Annotated in this window: 18 protein-coding genes and 1 tRNA gene; 10 read left to right on the forward strand and 9 right to left on the reverse strand. The window is 40.1% G+C overall.

Annotation, left to right across the window (positions count from 1 at the left end; translation table 11 throughout):
• Positions 1-28: 28 nt before the first annotated feature.
• Genes BGP15_RS16055 through BGP15_RS16080 form a run of 6 tightly spaced genes read right to left on the reverse strand, consistent with a single transcriptional unit; the run spans position 29 to position 5,791 of the window.
• Positions 29-517: a nuclear transport factor 2 family protein gene (locus BGP15_RS16055; RefSeq protein WP_286770087.1), complete on the reverse strand. Its 489-nt coding sequence runs from the start codon at positions 515-517 to the stop codon at positions 29-31.
• Between the two features lie 38 nt (positions 518-555).
• The gene (locus BGP15_RS16060; protein ID WP_286770088.1) at positions 556-2,190 is read right to left on the reverse strand and encodes a carboxylesterase/lipase family protein; all 1,635 of its coding nucleotides are present in this window, start codon (positions 2,188-2,190) and stop codon (positions 556-558) included.
• Between the two features lie 12 nt (positions 2,191-2,202).
• Positions 2,203-3,288 (reverse strand): alpha/beta hydrolase, encoded by a 1,086-nt coding sequence (locus BGP15_RS16065; protein WP_286770089.1) that lies wholly within the window; start codon positions 3,286-3,288, stop codon positions 2,203-2,205.
• 19 nt (positions 3,289-3,307) lie between these two features.
• Entirely contained in the window at positions 3,308-4,390 is a 1,083-nt protein-coding gene (locus tag BGP15_RS16070) for an alpha/beta hydrolase (protein ID WP_286770090.1), read from the reverse strand.
• Positions 4,391-4,397: 7 nt separating this feature from the next.
• Positions 4,398-5,141, reverse strand: a complete 744-nt coding sequence (locus BGP15_RS16075) for a carboxymuconolactone decarboxylase family protein (RefSeq protein WP_286770091.1) — start codon at positions 5,139-5,141, stop codon at positions 4,398-4,400.
• An 11-nt stretch (positions 5,142-5,152) separates the two neighbouring features.
• Positions 5,153-5,791, reverse strand: a complete 639-nt coding sequence (locus BGP15_RS16080) for a flavodoxin (RefSeq protein WP_286770092.1) — start codon at positions 5,789-5,791, stop codon at positions 5,153-5,155.
• Between the two features lie 202 nt (positions 5,792-5,993).
• Here BGP15_RS16080 and BGP15_RS16085 point away from each other — a divergent pair, with 202 nt between their 5' ends.
• Positions 5,994-6,887, forward strand: a complete 894-nt coding sequence (locus BGP15_RS16085) for a helix-turn-helix domain-containing protein (protein WP_286770093.1) — start codon at positions 5,994-5,996, stop codon at positions 6,885-6,887.
• A gap of 276 nt (positions 6,888-7,163) precedes the next feature.
• On the forward strand, positions 7,164-7,373 hold the full coding sequence (locus BGP15_RS16090; RefSeq protein WP_286770094.1) for a hypothetical protein: 210 nt from the start codon (positions 7,164-7,166) through the stop codon (positions 7,371-7,373).
• Positions 7,374-7,635: 262 nt separating this feature from the next.
• Here the strand turns inward: BGP15_RS16090 and BGP15_RS16095 are convergent, their stop codons facing one another.
• Together BGP15_RS16095 and BGP15_RS16100 are read right to left on the reverse strand one after the other, a co-directional pair.
• Entirely contained in the window at positions 7,636-8,943 is a 1,308-nt protein-coding gene (locus BGP15_RS16095) for a phage integrase SAM-like domain-containing protein (RefSeq protein ID WP_286770095.1), read from the reverse strand.
• Between the two features lie 184 nt (positions 8,944-9,127).
• Positions 9,128-9,201: transfer RNA gene (locus BGP15_RS16100), tRNA-Ile, on the reverse strand.
• Between the two features lie 263 nt (positions 9,202-9,464).
• Between BGP15_RS16100 and BGP15_RS16105 the strand changes: the two genes are divergently transcribed.
• From BGP15_RS16105 to BGP15_RS16140, 8 genes are all read left to right on the forward strand, one after another.
• On the forward strand, positions 9,465-10,097 hold the full coding sequence (locus tag BGP15_RS16105) for an HAD family hydrolase (protein ID WP_286770096.1): 633 nt from the start codon (positions 9,465-9,467) through the stop codon (positions 10,095-10,097).
• A gap of 91 nt (positions 10,098-10,188) precedes the next feature.
• Positions 10,189-10,383, forward strand: coding sequence for a 30S ribosomal protein S21 (gene rpsU, locus BGP15_RS16110; protein WP_046672133.1), 195 nt, complete (start codon positions 10,189-10,191; stop codon positions 10,381-10,383).
• Positions 10,384-10,484: 101 nt separating this feature from the next.
• Positions 10,485-11,366: a tyrosine-type recombinase/integrase gene (locus tag BGP15_RS16115; protein ID WP_286753255.1), complete on the forward strand. Its 882-nt coding sequence runs from the start codon at positions 10,485-10,487 to the stop codon at positions 11,364-11,366.
• 14 nt (positions 11,367-11,380) lie between these two features.
• A complete protein-coding gene (gene hpf / locus BGP15_RS16120; RefSeq protein ID WP_286753256.1) occupies positions 11,381-11,740 on the forward strand; it encodes a ribosome hibernation-promoting factor, HPF/YfiA family in 360 nt (119 codons plus the stop codon).
• A gap of 244 nt (positions 11,741-11,984) precedes the next feature.
• Positions 11,985-12,359 carry a DUF6686 family protein gene (locus BGP15_RS16125; RefSeq protein WP_046672136.1) on the forward strand — a complete coding sequence of 125 codons (375 nt, stop codon included), beginning with the start codon at positions 11,985-11,987 and terminating at the stop codon, positions 12,357-12,359.
• A gap of 373 nt (positions 12,360-12,732) precedes the next feature.
• Complete coding sequence (locus BGP15_RS16130) at positions 12,733-13,260, forward strand: ferritin (RefSeq protein WP_070563752.1); 528 nt, start codon at positions 12,733-12,735, stop codon at positions 13,258-13,260.
• A gap of 224 nt (positions 13,261-13,484) precedes the next feature.
• Positions 13,485-16,163, forward strand: a complete 2,679-nt coding sequence (locus BGP15_RS16135) for a TonB-dependent receptor (protein WP_286770097.1) — start codon at positions 13,485-13,487, stop codon at positions 16,161-16,163.
• Positions 16,160-17,131, forward strand: a complete 972-nt coding sequence (locus tag BGP15_RS16140; protein ID WP_298938372.1) for an NAD(P)H-quinone oxidoreductase — start codon at positions 16,160-16,162, stop codon at positions 17,129-17,131. The genes BGP15_RS16135 and BGP15_RS16140 overlap by 4 nt, the downstream gene beginning before the upstream one ends.
• Here the strand turns inward: BGP15_RS16140 and BGP15_RS16145 are convergent.
• Positions 17,120-17,983, reverse strand: coding sequence for an AraC family transcriptional regulator (locus tag BGP15_RS16145; protein WP_070563746.1), 864 nt, complete (start codon positions 17,981-17,983; stop codon positions 17,120-17,122). The genes BGP15_RS16140 and BGP15_RS16145 overlap by 12 nt on opposite strands.
• Positions 17,984-18,023: the final 40 nt, after the last annotated feature.

Genomic DNA, 18,023 nt, shown 5'->3' on the forward strand with positions numbered 1-18,023 from the left:
ATTTAATTTGTTATGGTATTAAAATTACTTATCGGTCGGAAGCCGTTAACAATCTTGTGAATGACATAGAACCTAATTTCCAGTCTTCTCCCTCTTTTAGATACACTTCAGTAACCATGAATGGATTGGTTACTTCATTCCCTCCAACTACAGCCAACAGTGTAATCCTATTTAAGAGAATGGCAACAGTACCCATGATATTTACCGATACTTCGTGAATATCGGCTTGCTTGTAGTGAATGCCTCCGCTTTTGATAACACGAAGCTCTTGTTCCTTTGTCATGCTACCTCCCATGTGGACAAAAACAGCCTTCTCGTGAAAAAGGGTATTAAGGGTATCAACCTTTTTATCCGACATCCATTGCCATTTTTCTTTAGATAGGTTAATGATCTCCTGTTGTTCAATCGTATAATTTCCGATAGTCTTATTTGTTTCTATTGGATGCAACTGTGCGTAAGACGATTGCGCAACTATTAGCCCGATAATGATTCTAATGATAGAAGATATTGCTTTCATCTTTATATTCTTTTTTTGATTTCAAATAATTGTTGAGATTAGATGCCACCTCTTGATTGTATCCGTTCTCGATTCTTCTCGAATGCTTTTTCAATTACATCCAATCTTGCCTTTCGCGGATCAGCCTTGCCGACAGCCTTGCCATCCAAGTCTATATCAAGTATTTCTTCTTTCCGGGTGTCATAAGGGGGCCATACCGGAAGCCTTTCGCCATTGGGATTACCTGTTTTAGCGAAGTTAGCCCAATAGGTATTCATGTTCTTGGCTAATTCTTTTTCTTCGGGTGTTGGCTCGGTAGTTGTTCCCCATCGGGCATTGAGTGTGTTGAACACAAACGGTAGTTCCGAGCCGTGTCCGGCACCATACTTAGAACGCTCACGCTGTGGTGGAGAGACGAAACCGAATTGGTAAACGTACGTGGGTTGCCGTCCAGCAACAAACACCTTTGCCGTCATTCTTGCTGGCTCCGCCCATACCCAATCCGTGTTTAACCGTGTCATCACCTCAGCCAATTCTTTATTGCCTTTGGGATCGAACGCGGCTTTAGCCTCAGCTTCCAATTCGCCAAATGCTGAAAACAACTCTTCCTTTGAAGTGGCGTTATTGACAAATGCACCACTTATCTCCGCGCTGCAACTTCCGATAATGAGTGGGACATTAATCTGCCTGCCCGCGTTGTATGCGCTCTCCGCTGTTTCTATCACCAATTTCCCATCGAGGATTGGCCCTGAATAGATCCGAAGGCCAGAGCTGTCGTTTTCCTGTCCACCATCCACGATTTCTTCCACACTTAATGCACGAAGTTTGGCTAATGCGTTGGCATCTGTACCTTCGATGTTATGTTTGCGTGCAAAGTTTACTCCGATTTTCTCCGCTGAAACGGTATAAAGAGGATCAGCGTTTTCTTTATTGATAGGTCTACCCGTAAGTACTCCATCACGTCCACCGCCGGATAAACTGATTGCTTTGTGAAAGAGGCCTTTTGCGGTAGGTATTGTCAAAAGCGAATGTACCGAAACACCGCCAGCCGATTGTCCGAATATGGTAACGTTATTCGGGTCACCACCAAACCCGGCAATATTTTTCTGTACCCATTGTAGTGCTGCAATCTGATCCATATAGGCGTAGCTGCCCTTAAATTCTTCTGGATGTTCCTTGCTCAATGCGGGAAATGCAAAATGATCAAGACGGCCGAGCCTGTAATTGATAGTTATTAGGATAACATCCTGTTTGGCAAATGCACTTCCTGCAGAAGCTGGCCCGGAGCCGCTTCCCCCTACGAAGCCACCACCGTGAATCCAAACCATCACGGGTAGTTTTGATTTCTCTGTGGCAGTTGCCGGAGTCCACACATTAAGGAAAAGACAGTCTTCGGACTGGATTGCCGTTGAACCCGGCCAGGAGCGTTGTGGACAGTCAGCACAATCTTTGGTAGCGTCTCGCACTCCCTGCCATGAAGATACAGGTTGCGGTGGTCGCCAACGATATTCTCCTGTCGGTGGTGCAGCATAGGGAATACCCTTAAAAACGGAAACGCCTTTTTCGGTCAATCCCCGAACTACTCCAGAAGCCGTATTGACTTCTATGGCATGGTCAGATTGTCCGGCTACCTTTTGTGCATAGGTATAAGTAGCACAAAGGAACAACGTAATGCCTATTAACAGATTTTTCATTTTTTTATGTTTTTAGTTGTCTAACTCTTTTTCAGCCAACCATTTCGACATCACATCTGCAACCTCGATATTGTTCAAGTCGGAAAACGGGAAGTGTGTATTGCCCTTGATACCGATTTCGGGTAAATGGACGACCGTTACATCTCCGCCATGTTCGTTGACAACGTCGCGCCACTTCCTTGCCATCTCTAATCTTGCCCGCCATCCATCGGCACCGGGATTGCCTGCATCGTATTTTTCCGGTATGAAATCGCCGTAATAAATAACGATGGGAATTTTAGTCAATTTTTGAAATTCTTCTTTTGGAATTGCAGTGGCTACCAATGGCCCTGCGGAACTTTCTACAGGAACAGGAACCTCTCCTTCGGGAAACAAAAAGCCCGAACCGGGTTCATAAGATACAATAGCCTTTACGTTCTGATTTTTAATGGCTGTTATCCATCCGAAACCTCCCGAATGGGAATGTGTTACCAAGATCAAAGGCCCGACCTTTTCAGCGAGGGCCGCTGCGGCATCGGTGACCACGGCTGGATCAATAGGTCCGAGACTCGGAGTCATCGAACGGAAATATTGATTGAGCGTTTCGGGATCTTTGGAGAACTGAACTCCCGGAAAATAATCCGGCCATACACCTACGCGGAAAGTGCCGAACCAATCCTGCTCATCGGGTGTAGGGGAAATCGTTGCTTCGACCGTACTCCGGCTGGCATTACCACGTCTTGGTTGGTCAATGACATAGACACCAAATCCTCTCCTTAAAAATATATTCTGGAAGCCTTCCCGTCCATCGGGGGTTGTCTCCCATGTTTTTGAGAATTGACCTATCCCATGCCAAAATACCAGTGGCAACCTTTTGGCATCAACAGGCTTTTGATAGAAAACATAAGCATGGTCTCCATGAAAGGTCTGTCCGTCCGGTGTACGGTTCACCGGGTCATACTTGCCGGGATTTGTAATGACGGTACCTCCAACGGAAAAACTACCTTGTTGTTCAATCATCAGCGGCTTTTTACCCGTACTGTTCTGTGCTAAAAGTATTGTACTGGACAGGACAACCAAAGACAAGGCCATCACATAATTTTTGATTTTTCTGTTCATTATCTTAATGTATATCACTTTAATCCAAGCCTTTTTCTTTTAGCCATTTTGCCAAAAGGTCGGCTACTTCGATATTGTTCAAATCGGAAAACGGAAAATGTGTATTACCGTTAATTCCTATTTCGGGCAAGTGTACAACTGTTGCATCGCCTCCATGCTTATTAATGGTTTCAGCCCATAACCTTGCCATTTCCAAACCCGACCGCCAATGATCTTTGTTCCACACATCGGTTGGCTCTTTGGCGATGTTATCGCCGTAATAAACTACAATGGGGATTTTGGTCAACCTCTCGAAATCAGACAAAGGTATTTCTACGCCGTTCAGTGCGCCGAAAAGCCCTGTTGATTGTATCGGTTCGGGTAATTCGCCTTGTGGAAATACGAAACTGCTGTAGGGTTCATAGGCTACCACCGCTTTGACCTTATCGTTTTTTATTGCCGTAAACCAACCGGGGCCACCTCCCTGTGAATGCGTTACCAAAATACCTTTTCCAATCTTATCAAATAGCTGTGAAACAGCATCGGTGATAACGTTGGTATCAAAAGCCCCTGTATTCGGGGTCATCTGCCGAAAGAACTGTTCCAGTGAAGCCTTGTCTTTTGGAAACTGTACGTTGGGAAAGTAATCGGGATAATTGCCTATTCTGAATTGGGTAAACCAAAACTGTTCATCGGGGGTTGCCTTGATGGTTTCTTCAACCGTACTCCTACCAGCTTCGCCACGTCTGGGTTGGTCAAGCAAATAAACCCCGAAACCTTTCCTTAAAAAGATATTCTGAAATCCCTCCCGTCCATCTGGGGTCGTTTCCCAAGTTTTTTTGGACTGCCCTGCTCCGTGTAAAAATGCCAATGGGTACTTTCGTGCCTTTGCGGGAACTTGATAGAAAACATAGGCATGGTCGCCGTGAAAGGTTTGTCCATCGGGTTTCAAGGGGTTAGCGAGATCAAAGTTTCCCTGTGCGGATAACTTTGTTCCGCCTACGGCAAAACTGCCCTGTTCCTTGATGACCAAAGAATTTCCGTTGGTCTGTGTCTCTGTGTTTTCTGTATTTGTACAGGCTGACATAGCGAATGTTATCATTAAAAGTGTAATGCTTCTCATCTTATATTTATTTTGATTTATTGGTTGCAAGCACTTCGTCCAAAACTTTGTGTGCGGATTTGGCTTCTTTTTTACCTATGGTCGATTTAATGACGGAAACAAACTCTTGCAACTGTTGGGGAGTTAAGCCTACGTTCAGACAGATGGCTAAATGTGAACGCAACATGGGTTCTGCCTTACCAATCGACGCTATTACGGAAACGGTAACTAATTCCCTTTCTGCATAGGTCAGTACGTCCCGTTCAAAAATATCTGCAAACAGATGTTCTTTCAAAAAGGTATCTATGGTCGGGGCAAATGCCGAGTAACCCGAAAGCGTTTCGGGTTGTGGCGTTTTGGTCAATTCTCCCAAAATTTTTTTACCACGGTCGTACCTATTGGCTGTCTGGTCAATGGGTGAAGCATCTTTGCCTGTCTTGTCATTGATGCCGCTGGCTTTGCGCTCCTCAATCACTTCCATAAAGGTTTGCAAGCCTCTGATACTACGGGGAAATCCACAATAGGCATACGTGTGTACCAATGCTTCCTTTATTTCATTGACGGTTAAACCTGTTTCAAGCCCTGCATTTAAAGCTGTTTTCAGCTTGTCCAAATCGCCTTTTGCCGTAAGTGAGGAAATAGCGACTATGCTTTGTTCTTTCGGGCTTAATTCGTTTTCTGCTGTCATCTTCTGTTTGGCGTTTAGATTACTTAAAATACCAACTATTGCTAATAGCAATAGGGTTACTGATTTTCTATTTAGTATCTTCATACAAATAATATTTAGTTTACTGCTTTAATTTTCTGCAACCATTTTTTGACTTCTACTTGTACCTGTTTTTCTTTTTCGCCCTCCATCACATATAAAATGCCGTCACGCTCTACACCGCCTTTGGTCGAAAAGCCATCCAATACGGTACTGTTGGGGCATAGCTGTTTCACGGTTTCAAAACTGCTACCTATGCCGTAGCCTCCGTTGGTATTGAACGGCACTATCGTTTTACCGCTTAAATCGTATTGGTTTAAAAAACTTTTCATAGGTGGGGGTAACTGCATTCCCCAAGTGGGGAAACCGATAAACACTGTATCGTATTTTTCAATGTTGTCAATCTTTGTTTTGAGCGGTGGCAAATAGCCAGTTCTGTTTTCTTCGGCTACCTGATTTACCGTTGTCTGATAGTGCTGGGGATATGGTGTCTCCAATTCCAACGCTACCAAAGTACCGCCTATATTATTATGGATAATTTCGGCGACTGCCTTTGTGTTCTGTGTTCGGGAAAGATAAACAATTAGGGTGCGTTCGGGATCAATGTTTAATTGTCCGTTTGGACTAATTGTTTCCTGCTGTGCTGGTGTGCAGGACACGGGCAACATAAATATTAAAAGTGCTATTTGCATTATCCAGTTTCTCTTGCTCATCATTCTATATATAATTTATGTCCTAATGTTTAAAGGTGATAACTATCTCAAATTATTGACATTACAAAGTTCAGGGTAATTATTAGGTTCCTACTTATACCAATTACTGTTTTACCTACCAAAATCACTGATTTGGATGGAACAGCGTATAATAGAGGGGAATGATTTTGTAAGTTTGTATAGTAAGTAATTAAATAATAAGGCAATGGAAGATGTACTTTATTTCAACAGCATCAAAGAATACAATGATTTTAACAAAAATGAAACCCTGCACCCATTGGTAAGTGTAGTTCATTTGGATAAAGCCAATCCGAGAAAGCTTAGACGGTTGCGTTATGGCTTTTATACTGTCTTTCTAAAACAAATATATTGTGGTGATCTGCGTTACGGATTGAGCAACTACGACTATGAGGGGGGAACGTTGATTTTTCTTGCTCCTAATCAGGTCATAGGGGAGAACGGCAATAATTACTACCAGCCACAAGGAATTGCTTTGGTGTTCCAACCCGATTTGATTGCAGGAACGTCACTTGGGAAAAATATAGGGGATTACCATTTTTTCTCTTATGCCGTCAATGAAGCCCTGCATCTGTCGGAACAGGAAAGAAAAATCGTTGAAGATTGTTTCGCCAAAATCGAATATGAGCTGCAACATGCCATTGATAAGCATAGCAAGCAACTGATCGTATCGAATATTGAGCTATTTTTGAATTACTGTACTCGTTTTTATGACCGCCAATTTATTACGAGAGATAATGTCAATAAAGGGGTTTTGGAACGGTTTGAAGAAATATTAAACAGCTATTTTGCTTCGGACAAACCCCAGAGTATAGGTTTACCATCCGTTTCATGGTGTGCTGACGAACTCAATTTATCTACCAATTATTTTGGGGATTTAGTCAAAAAGGAAACAGGTATCTCAGCACAAGAGTACATTCAAGCCAAAGTAATTAATATAGCCAAAGAACGGATTTTTGATGTGGATAAATCCATTAGCGAAATAGCTTACGAATTAGGTTTTAAATATCCGCAACATTTCACAAGGCTTTTCAAACAGAAAACAGGTATAACACCTAATGAATTTAGGTCGTTGAATTAAAGAAATAGGCTGCTTAAATTAAGCAGCCTATTTCTTTATATATAATGCTGGACTTAATTAGTATCTTTGCGTAAAGATATTCTTAAAGCGTTTTTGCTTTGAGTCCGGCACTGAAACTTAGGAACTTTCAAAACAGCAGGACAACAAGTGTAGAACGCTCATGCTACGGCGTGGGCGCACTTATTGTTGTTGGGTTTCCTAAGACCTCAGTGCTGTAAGTTGTTGCCTACGCTTTTTTTGACGTCGGCATAGTGGTTAAAATCAACTCTTAATAATATGACGGCCTCAACGTGTTTCCCGAATTTTGAATATCCCGCTTCGGAAGTTTTCAAGTATATATGTATTCTTAAAGATTTCACACTAATGTTGCATAGTGGCGATACGGTAAAGTTTACTCCTGATGACGAATACGCTTTCAAAGCATGGCTGGATAATAATGGAGTAAAGAATATCAGAAAGGAGAGTGAATGGGTAGTAGAACAATAGATTGTATCACCACCCAATATATTAACGTCTTCGTCTTCTTGGCTTCGTAGTAGTCCAAATAAATATAAACCATATACCAAAAGCAACGGCAAATCCTACCCACGGAGTTTTCATAGATAAGGCTGCAAAATATCCAACTGTTGAAATGATGCAGGTAATAAAGAACCAAATTACATTTTTCATCGTTATTCAAATTTAAGCGTTTAAATACTTAAAAAGAATTACATGAGAAAAATATTCCCATGTAATCCATTCTACTTTATTAGGCGGCGATTTTTTCTGTTTCGTTCTCCTTCTGTACTTTCTTCATCACCTTAATTTCAATTTTTCTTAGCTGCGCAATGACTTTCCGTTGTACGTCATCCACAATTTTCCAATCTTTGGCGATGTAAATATCTGTTGTACGATTGCCCTCGTCAACGTGATTAAGTGCAAGAGCCACGTCGTCTTTGGACATACGGCAATCATTCCTTGCCGTGTTGGCAAACGTGTGTCTCGCCCAATACAAAGTAAGTTCGGGTATGCCAGTCAATTTACGTAATTGTTCCATGCCTTTACACAACGCCCAATTTAAGCAGTCACTACTTGAATATCGAATTGATAATTGACCTAAATATTTTTCTAATAAAGGTTTTGCTTCATCAACGATCTTAATACTGATAAATGCGTTGTCTTTGCGCTTATCCTCTGTTTTAGACCGATTATAATCCACACGACCATTTCTAATTTCACGTTCTGTCAGTTGGTAAAGGTCTACTGCGTTTATTCCGCATAAGTAGAATGAAAGCATATAAAGTTCCTTTGCCAATTCCGCACGGCTTCCGGGTTTTGTGACACAATCACGGATAATTAATACCTCTTCAAGTGTATTGTTTCTTTTCTTGGTAAGGGGTGGGGAACCAACCTTATATTTCTTGAATGGGTAATGATTGATGCGATAGATGCCGAGGTCTTCATTATTATAAAGTTCTCGTGCAGCGTTGAACAATGTTCGTAAATCTCTCATGTGGTTGTGCAGTCCACTATCTTTTAAACCTTTTTTTGTAGTGGTAACAGCTTTACCCAATTGATTGTAACGTGTCATTGTCCGTTCTGATCTTAGGTATCGTTCATACGCTACAAGCATATTGGAGTTGATTTCCTTAATGGAAACAACTGGACGTTTGAAATAATCTATCAAACTGTTGAGAACTGTGCTTTGATTTTTTGCCGTTCCTTTTTCTTTTTTTCCTCCTTTTTTTAGTCGTTCGATGTGTTGGGTACAAAACTTAATAAAGTCGATGTCTCCGTCCTTGTCACGCAGGTAATCCCGCAATGATGTAGCTGAAAAATAATCAAGTCGATCGTCGAGATCACTTATCATCTTGCGATAATCTCTTAGTTGTTGTTCGACCTTGTCTGCAATAAAAGGATCTTTGATTTTGTAATCCTTGGTAAGTTGCTTCTTGACAACAAAGTGATTTGTGTCAATAAACTTTCTTTCACTTTTGTGATGGACACAAATTTTTACGTTGTAAGTTCCATCTGCTTTCTTGTGGTGTTCATAAACCTTTGCGCTTACGGTTGCCATAATTTTTTCAATTAGCACGCAAAAATTTCCGTTACCTATTTGTTACGGTTTTGCGTGAAGTTCAACAAAAAACTATGTAAAACCAGCCGTAGGGGCGATTTACCCGTGACTGTCTCGCCGACGAAATCGGCTCAAAGAAATGAAAAAAAAACCGCTTCAAAATTTCTTCTGAAACGGCTTTTAGTGCGCCCAACAGGGCTCGAACCTGTGACCAAGAGATTATGAGTCTCCTACTCTAACCAACTGAGCTATAGGCGCTTATGTTATTTTATTTGTCAAATATAGACAAAAATGCTCAAATTTTTTGAGTTTTAAACTTTCTGAAATTTTCTCTCTGTTTAGGAGAGGTTTTCAGTACTAAAAAACTCTTTTTTAGTGCCTTAGCCCATGAGATTATGAGTCTTCTACTCTAACCGACTGAGCTATAGGAGCAGGTCGTTTGTTTTGTCAATTTAAACAGCTGTTGTGCCGTTTTGACGATGCAATTATCGATATTTGTATCGATATTTCAAAATAATTCAATGGAAAAAATTAAAAATATTGTTCTTGATTATGGGAATGTGATCTTTATGATCGACTTTGTAAAATTGAAAGATGCTTTTACTCAGTTAGGTATAGAAAATGTGGATGCCGTATTTGGACATCATGGTCAAAGTGCACTTTTTGATAATTTTGATAAAGGAAAAATTGATTCTACGCAATTCCGTGAGGGGATAAGAGCATTAACCCAAAATCCAGCCCTGACGGACGAACAGATTGATACGGCCTGGAACAGTTTGCTGCTTGGTGTACCACAAGGTTACCATGAGATTCTAGTTCAGTTGAAAGATCGATACCGAACATTTTTGTTAAGTAACAATAATGCAATTCATTATGCCTATTGTATGAATGATATTCATCAAAAATATGGTGTTGCCGACAATGAAGGTTTTTTTGAAAAGACCTATTATTCCCATTTAGTGGGGATGCGCAAACCAGATGCGGAAATATTTGAATTGGTCATGCAAGAACAACAATTGGATCCGGCGGAGACTTTATTTATTGATGATAGTCCGCAACATCTGGCGACAGCAAAACAATTGGGTTGGCATACAGCATTGTGTACTAGGGAGAAACCCTTAAAAGTTTTGTTGGAAGAATACGGATTGTTATAAAAAAATAATTTTGTTTTCCTTTTTAAAAAGAAATAGCTTACCTTTGTCCCACTTTAAATTTAAAAGCGACGAAAGGAGGTATATATAACGCATGATTATCGTAAATGTAAAAGAAGGAGAATCTTTAGATAGAGCATTGAAACGTTTCAAAAAGAAATTCGAAAAAACTGGAGTTTTAAGAGAATTGCGTTCACGTCAAGCTTACGAAAAGAGATCTGTAACTCGTCGCATTCAAGTGAAAAAAGCGATTTACAAACAATCTTTGAATCAAGATGTAGCTAATTAATTGATTCGCTGAGAATTTTAAAATATAAAGGGAAAAGCCTAGCTTTTCCCTTTTTTTTGTGCTTTTAAGTTTGTAATTTAAGCTATATAGCGAGGGAAAATATGTTGGAAAAGGAGTTTATTCGGTTTTTGCAGATTGAAAAAAGGTATTCAGAACATACGGTTATTGCCTATAAGCATGAGCTGGAGATGTTCCAGTCTTTTTTGAATCGTGAGGGGCTGACTGTGCAGGATATCGTATACCGTGATTTGCGTCATTATTTTGCGCAAATGGTAGAGTCCGGAAAAAATGCAAGTTCAGTCAACCGGAGTATGTCTTCAATGCGAACTTATTTTAAATTTTTGCAAAGAGAAGAGTGTATTGCGAAAAATCCCATGACGCTTATTAAAGCGTTAAAAACTGCTAAAAAATTACCGGTTGTTGTTGAAAAGGAAAAGCTGGTCCGTTTGTTGGATCAGATGGGGCAGGAGCAGGATGGGTTTGAATCCTGCCGCGATTATATGGTGATGGAATTGTTGTTCGGTACTGGGATTCGGTTGGCAGAATTGTTGAAAATTAAGGAGCAGGATATAGATTTTTTTAATAAAAATATTCTTATATTAGGTAAAAGGAACAAAGAACGCTTGGTTCCGATCAATAATCTTTTATTGAAAGAATTGAAAAACTATTTGCAACAAAAGGCGACGCAATTTGTTGATACTAATAACAGCTTACTAATCGTTACGAAAGAAGGAAAGCCAGCATATGCCAAGCTGATCTATGCTATTGTACATCGGCAATTGACGCTGATTTCGACTCAAGGTAAGAGAAGTCCTCATATTTTGAGACATACTTTCGCAACAGCCCTATTGGATAATGGGGCGGATTTAAATGCAATTAAGGAGCTGCTGGGGCACGCGGGGCTTGCGGCAACGCAAGTGTACACGCATAACTCAGCAGAACGACTGAAGTCTATTTATAAACAAGCTCATCCAAAAGCTTAAAAAAAGGAGGAAAAATGAACATTACTGTGCAATCCATTCGATTTACTGCTGATCAAAAGCTAATCGAGTTTATCAAAAAGAAAACAGGAAAATTGGAGCAGTTTTTGGATTCCATTATTGGTGGCGAATGCTACCTGCGATTGGAAAATGTCGATGATGAGGCAAATAAAATTTCAGAAATTAAATTAAATATCCCGGGAAGCCAGCTTTTTGCGAAAGGGCAAGCGAAAAGCTTTGAGGAGGCGACAGATATTGCTGTAGAATCCTTGCGTAGACAGATTAACAAACATAAAACAAAAACGAAAAATACAGTGATCAATGGGCGTAATGAAGTACTTGCGCTAGAGGAAGAAGAGGAAGAAGAATACGATTAATAACGATCAAAACATAGGAATACATACAGGAGGTCAGTAGTAACTGGCCTCCTTTTTTTGTTGTTATAGTCAGAAAAGAGCGTCAGTTGGTTTTCATAATTTGCTGCAGGAAATCATGGAGGCTTTATTACCATGAGCGGTTGAAAGGCTTATTTATATTAAATCAAAATAATCTTCTGTTTTACTTGGATTGATTATAAATAATATTTATTTTTGATCGATTTAAATGATAAGGGAAATAGAAATGTCAAAATTGGTTTGTCCGTTAGCACATGTTGAGGAAGTGTTTTCAACTATAGCAGGTACAGTTTATCAATGTAGCCGCAAAAATTGTTTCTGGTTGGAATATAATAATGAAACAACGTCTTTCTCGGTATCGGATTTTTTGAAATTTAAGAAACGTATCGATGGGATTGATGTTGAGCATATGCTTCATGATACAACACGCTCATCTGATTTTGAAATCATTATGCCTTTTCGTACAGAAAGATGTTTCATCTTAACTGTAGCGGATGTGCTCCAGTTGCGCGAATTATTAGATGGCGCTAAATTTATGATGGAATTGAATAGCGTTGTCAGAACTTGTTTGCAGGTTTCGCCATTTGCGGTTTTCGCTTAGGTAGTATATATAAACGAATTTAAAAAGCGGTGTACGTCTATGATGTACACCGCTTTTTGTTTTGTGGTGACCTTATTTAATTTTAATTTAAATAAGTCTCAATGGACTACCTTTTGTTTTTTCGTTGGCATTCCTGATTTTAAGTCCTTTCTGCCACTTATTGTTTTATTTGATGGCTTATTGAAAGTATCAATATCACGTATTTGTAATTGTATTGATTCTAAACAAGTTGTGGTTTGTTTGTCTAATTTAGACTGAATTTGTATTACATATTCTTGATACACATTTTGAATATCTGCTGTATCTTTGTGATGTAGTCAGGTGATCATGTGTTTCACTTGTTCATGTTTTAGAAATTAAACTTAAGGTAAATATGAAAGATTTATTGAAATTAAAATCTTCTTTGAAAGAAGAGATCGAAAATATATTGAATGCACAGATTAAAGTTGAAGCTCATTCTTCAGCATTATATTTGGCAATGTCTTCATGGTGTGATGATCAGGGTTTGGAAAATGCTTCCGAGTTTTTTGCGAAACAATCCAACGAAGAACGCGAGCACATGTTGAAGCTTTTCAATTATATTAACAACCGCGGTGGTCGTGCAATTTCTCCGGAAGTTACAGGTATTCCTCAAGATTTTGAATCATTCCGTGGTGTATTTGAGCAAACATTGGAACAAGAGATGTTTGTTACTGAACAATTCAATAATATTGCGGATAGATGTGCGAAGGAAAAAGACTACGTAACTTTTAACTTTGTTCAATGGTTCTTGGAAGAGCAAGTGGAGGAGGAGTTTGTTGCAAGACGTATTCTTGAATTATTCGATGTAATCGGTGAAGATGGTACTGGCCGTTGGGAAATTGATAAGCACCTCGTTAAGGTTACCTTTGCGGGTGAATAATAAATTGTAAAAAATAGTGTAAGAAACGAGCTGTTGAGAAAACAGCTCGTTTTTTTTATATACAAAATCACAACTTTTTACGTTAATAGCTTAAGAATTCTTATATTGAATTGTATTATTGCAAAGTCTATTTGATGGAACTAAAGGACGGGAATATTATCCGGTTAGTACTTTTTTTAGCTATAACGAACTTGTTTTTTTTACCCAAAACCACTTTAGGGCAGGTGTCAAAAAAAGAGGTTTATGGCATTGTTGTCGATACAGCTGGAAGGCCCCTAAATGGTGTAAGTGTTCACCTGACGAGTTCCCGCGATACCTTGTTCTCATCAACTTCCGCAACAGGTTATTTTCATTTTAATCGTGTACTGGGTAATGATATTCGTATTAGCTGTAGCCAGCTGGGCCTTAGTATCTTGGAACGTAGTTATCCCTTGTACAATAGCACGACAGCTAATTTGGATGTTGGAAAATTGACCATGTTTCCCCATGTATCCCTTTTAAAAGAAGTTGTTGTACTAAAATATAAACCCATTGTCTATAAGCAGGATACTGTTCAATTTAATCTGGATGCTTTTCAATTTGATCGTCGGGCACTCTTAGAAGAGGCTCTTAAGGCATTACCCAATATTCAGGTCTCGCGGGATGGTTCTGTCTACGCCTTCGGTAAGCCCATATCCTCTGTTAAGGTGGATGGTAAAAAATTCTTTGGTGGCGATGTGCTCACCGCCACACGCAATCTTCCTGCAGATTTTGTGAAAAGCGTTCAAGTTATTGATTTTTATGGTGACGAGGCGACGGCAAAAGGAATTAAAAGTGCTGAATCCGAAAAAGTTCTGAATATTGTGCTCAAAGATGATAAGAAGAAAATTACTTTTGGTCAAGCTACGCTTGGCGGTGGTTCGGTAGATCGTTACTTGGGGAGTGCTGGACTGAATCGTTTCAATGACGGTAAAGAGTACTCTGTTATCGCCTCGGTCAATAATACCAATACCAACCTTTTTTCTTTCGGTTCGCCCAATGGCGGGGAACGGGAGCGGGAAATGGGCGAGCTAGCGGATTTTGCGGACCCGACAGACGGCGTCAATAAAATCGGCTCTGTAGGTGGTAGTTTCTCTAGTCCGCTTTCTAAAACGGTAACAGCAAGCGGAAAATATAGCTTTACGCAACGTAATAATTATATCCAGGGAAATTCCTTATTACAATCGATATATGGGTATGGCAAAGCCGCGAATAATCTGATTAGTAATTTTGAAGATTACAAAATAAAATCAATCGATCGTATCCATAAAATGGACTGGGATTTTGATATGAAGCTGTCGCCCAAAGATCAGCTTAAAATATCGCCCAAACTATCTTGGACCAATTCGACCAGCAATACGTTAAAAGATAGAAGGATCCAAAATAATCGGTTAAGTAGTACGGGGAACTACGGCGCGGCCAATAGTACAGAAAGCCCTGCTGCGGCTTTAGATCTTTTTTACGTGCGAAGTTTTACTAAACCGGGGCGGAAAGTACTTTATACTTTGCATACGGATTTTAATTCCTTGGATAAAGATGAGGAAGTGCGCGATTTTAATAGAGCGATCGACAGCAGCTTGAACGTGCCAAAAATAACGGAAACTTACCTGAATCAAATGGTCCGTTCCAGCAATGAGAATAAAAATATCCAAAGTCGCTTGTCGTTGGTGGAGCCCGTTGATTTAGGTGGTACCTTGGAGATCAATTACGATTTCGATTATACCAAAATTGATGCCCGTCGCTCTACTTTTGACAATAACAATAATTTTAACAACGGGCCCATACTGGTGGATTCACTTAGTTTGAAGTACGACTATTCTTTCGCAAGCAATAAAGTCGGCATGATTTACCGCCAAGACTTAAGCGAAAAAGTAAAGGTAAACTTCGGTTTTGCAGTTCAGCCGTCCGAATTAACGGGAAGTTCAACAGATAAACTGATAAAAACCTCCTATTCAAATGTTAATCTCGTGCCCTCTGCTGGATTGAAATGGAAGTTTACCAAAGAAGAGGATCTTTCTATGGACTATTATGGACGTAATAACCAGCCTAGTTTCTATCAGATACAGCCGGTGGTGGACAATACCAACACACAGAATATCGTGGTCGGAAATAAGGATTTGAAATCTGAATTTGCACATAGTATTGTTTCAAAGTATCGCAAATCCATCACGCGGAGGGGACAATATCTGGAAGCCAGTCTTGCTTTTAACTTAGTAAATGATAAGATTGTAGCCAACCGGACAATTGAACCTAATTCAACGATACAGAAAACGACTTATCGCAATACAGAAGGCTACTATGATATTAAGAGCTATTATTTGTTTACAGCTTCTTTATTGTCGGATAATTTGCAGATGAGCTTAAATGGCAATGCAGATTATTACAACAATATTTCGTACGTCAATGATAAAAAGAGCTTTGGTGGACACTTTTTGTTTACACAAGCCCTTCAATTCCGCTATACCTGGAGTGATATTTTTGAAGCGGAATTAAATGGCAACTATTCGTTGAACAGGGCCACATTTGACTGGCCTGTACAAGATAATATCACGGCGCATTCTGGAATCGTTGGTTTGGGATCTAAAGCTTATTTGGGCAAACATTTTACCATGGGACTTGAACTTTCTCAAAAATTTAATGCGGGTTATTCGAGCTCATGGAACAATATTAATCCAACGATAATCAACGCCTATATGGAATATACTTTTGGAAGGAATAACTTGGGTATGTTGAGATTTCAGGGATTCGATCTAATGAATCAGAATACTGGAATTTCACGTGCCGTGGTGGGAAATGATATTTTAGACGTTCGAAACAATCGTTTGGCTCGTTATTTTATGCTTTCGCTCAATATAAGATTACAGAAATATCCCAAAAAATCATGATGAAAGCTGTCATTATTACTGAACCGGGCGGACCCGAAGTTTTGGAAGTCCGCGATGTGGAGATGCCGCAGATCGGTGAACTGGAAGTTTTAGTAGAAGTAAAGGCTGCAGGTGTAAATAGACCAGATGTTTTTCAGCGTAAAGGGAACTATCCGGCACCTGCCGGGGTGGATGCGCGGATACCTGGATTAGAAATAGCAGGGGTTATTGTCGCAAAGGGAACCGGGGTCGCTGACTGGAACATTGGTGATCGTGTATGTGCACTCGTAGCGGGTGGAGGTTATGCAAACTATGCTAAGGTCTATCAGGGACATTGTTTGCCTATTCCCGATCATTTAGATTTTGCGGAAGCAGCCTCGCTGCCTGAGACCGTATTTACAGTATGGGACAATGTCTTTCGAAGAGGGAATTTGCAGACCGGCGATCATTTTTTGGTACACGGTGGTGCTGGTGGGATTGGCAGTACGGCAATTCAGTTAGCGGCCTTGTTTGGTGCAGCAGTATATACGACAGTCAGCTCATCTGAAAAGGCTAGCTTTTGTAAATCATTGGGAGCAACCAAAACAATAAATTATAAAACGGAGGATTTTCTGGAGGCGCTGAAGCCTTTGGGGGTTGATGTTATTTTAGAAAGTATTGGTGGTTCATATTTTGAGAAAAATATCAACCTTTTGAACCCCGATGGACGTTTGGTTTATATTAATGCGATGGAAAGCGCAATAGTCGAGTTAAACTTGCTCAAATTAATGCAGAAACGGATTGTTTTAACGGGAAGTACATTACGGGCGAGAGACCGTGAATTTAAGCAAGTGCTACGGGATGATATCTGGTCTCAGGTATGGCCGAAACTTAGCGCTGGCGATTTCAAACCGACCTTATACCAGGTGCTTCCTGTTGCCGAGGCTGCGGAAGCCCATCGATTGATGGAAGATTCAAGCTTATTGGGTAAAATCGTCTTAAGTTTTTGATCGCTGAAAGCTGAGCGGCGTGGTGCCGGTTACATTTTTGAAGTATTTATGGAAGCTTGAAAAGTTTTGAAAACCTGATTCAAAGCAGATCTGCTTCACCGTCTGTTTGTTTTCTATTAATAAATTGCAAGCGGTTTTCACGCGCATTTCGATCAGAAATTGAAAGAGCGTTTTTCCTATCTGTGATTTGAAATAACGGCAGAAGGAATTTGGGGTCATTCCCGTGAGAGAGGCAAGTTCTTGCAGGCGTATCTGGTCGCGATAATTTTCACCGATATATTGCATGGCAATCTGCATACGGTTGGCATCCTGATCTTGCAGCTGGATGGTAAAAGTGGGGCTCGTTAACAGGTCATGTTGTTCTTCGGCCGAAATATACTGTAATATTTCTAATAAATGAATAATACGTGGGGTACCTGTTGCTGCCAAGATAGCGTCAATTAATTGCGCAGTTTTTAGTCGGCTGCACTCCAATAATGAAATGCCTCTTTTGGAGACGCGAATAAGGTCTTTGATGGATTTATTTTCAGGTAAATTAATAAAATCATTTCCCCAAAAGTTCTCTTTAAAATGAAGCACACGAATATCTGCGCTTTCTGCTTCTTCCTCTTGAAGATAAATTTCGTCAAATAACCAATAATGAGGTAGGTTTGAACCCACAAGGGTGATATCGCCCGATTCAAAGCGCCGGACACTATCGCCAATAAATTGGGTGCCTGAGCCTTTGGCGAAATAAATTAATTCCAGTTCTTCGTGGTAATGCCAAAGATTATGGTACTGAGGTGTATTGTCTCTACGCGCGTTGAACGAATGCTCAAGATTGCTGTTTAAATGAAGCAGCTGTGCTTTCATAATTATGAAATATATGCAGTAAAGTTACACAATTCAGTTT

This window comes from Sphingobacterium sp. 40-24 (genome assembly GCF_001899705.1).
In the GTDB taxonomy this organism is placed as follows: domain Bacteria; phylum Bacteroidota; class Bacteroidia; order Sphingobacteriales; family Sphingobacteriaceae; genus Sphingobacterium; species Sphingobacterium multivorum.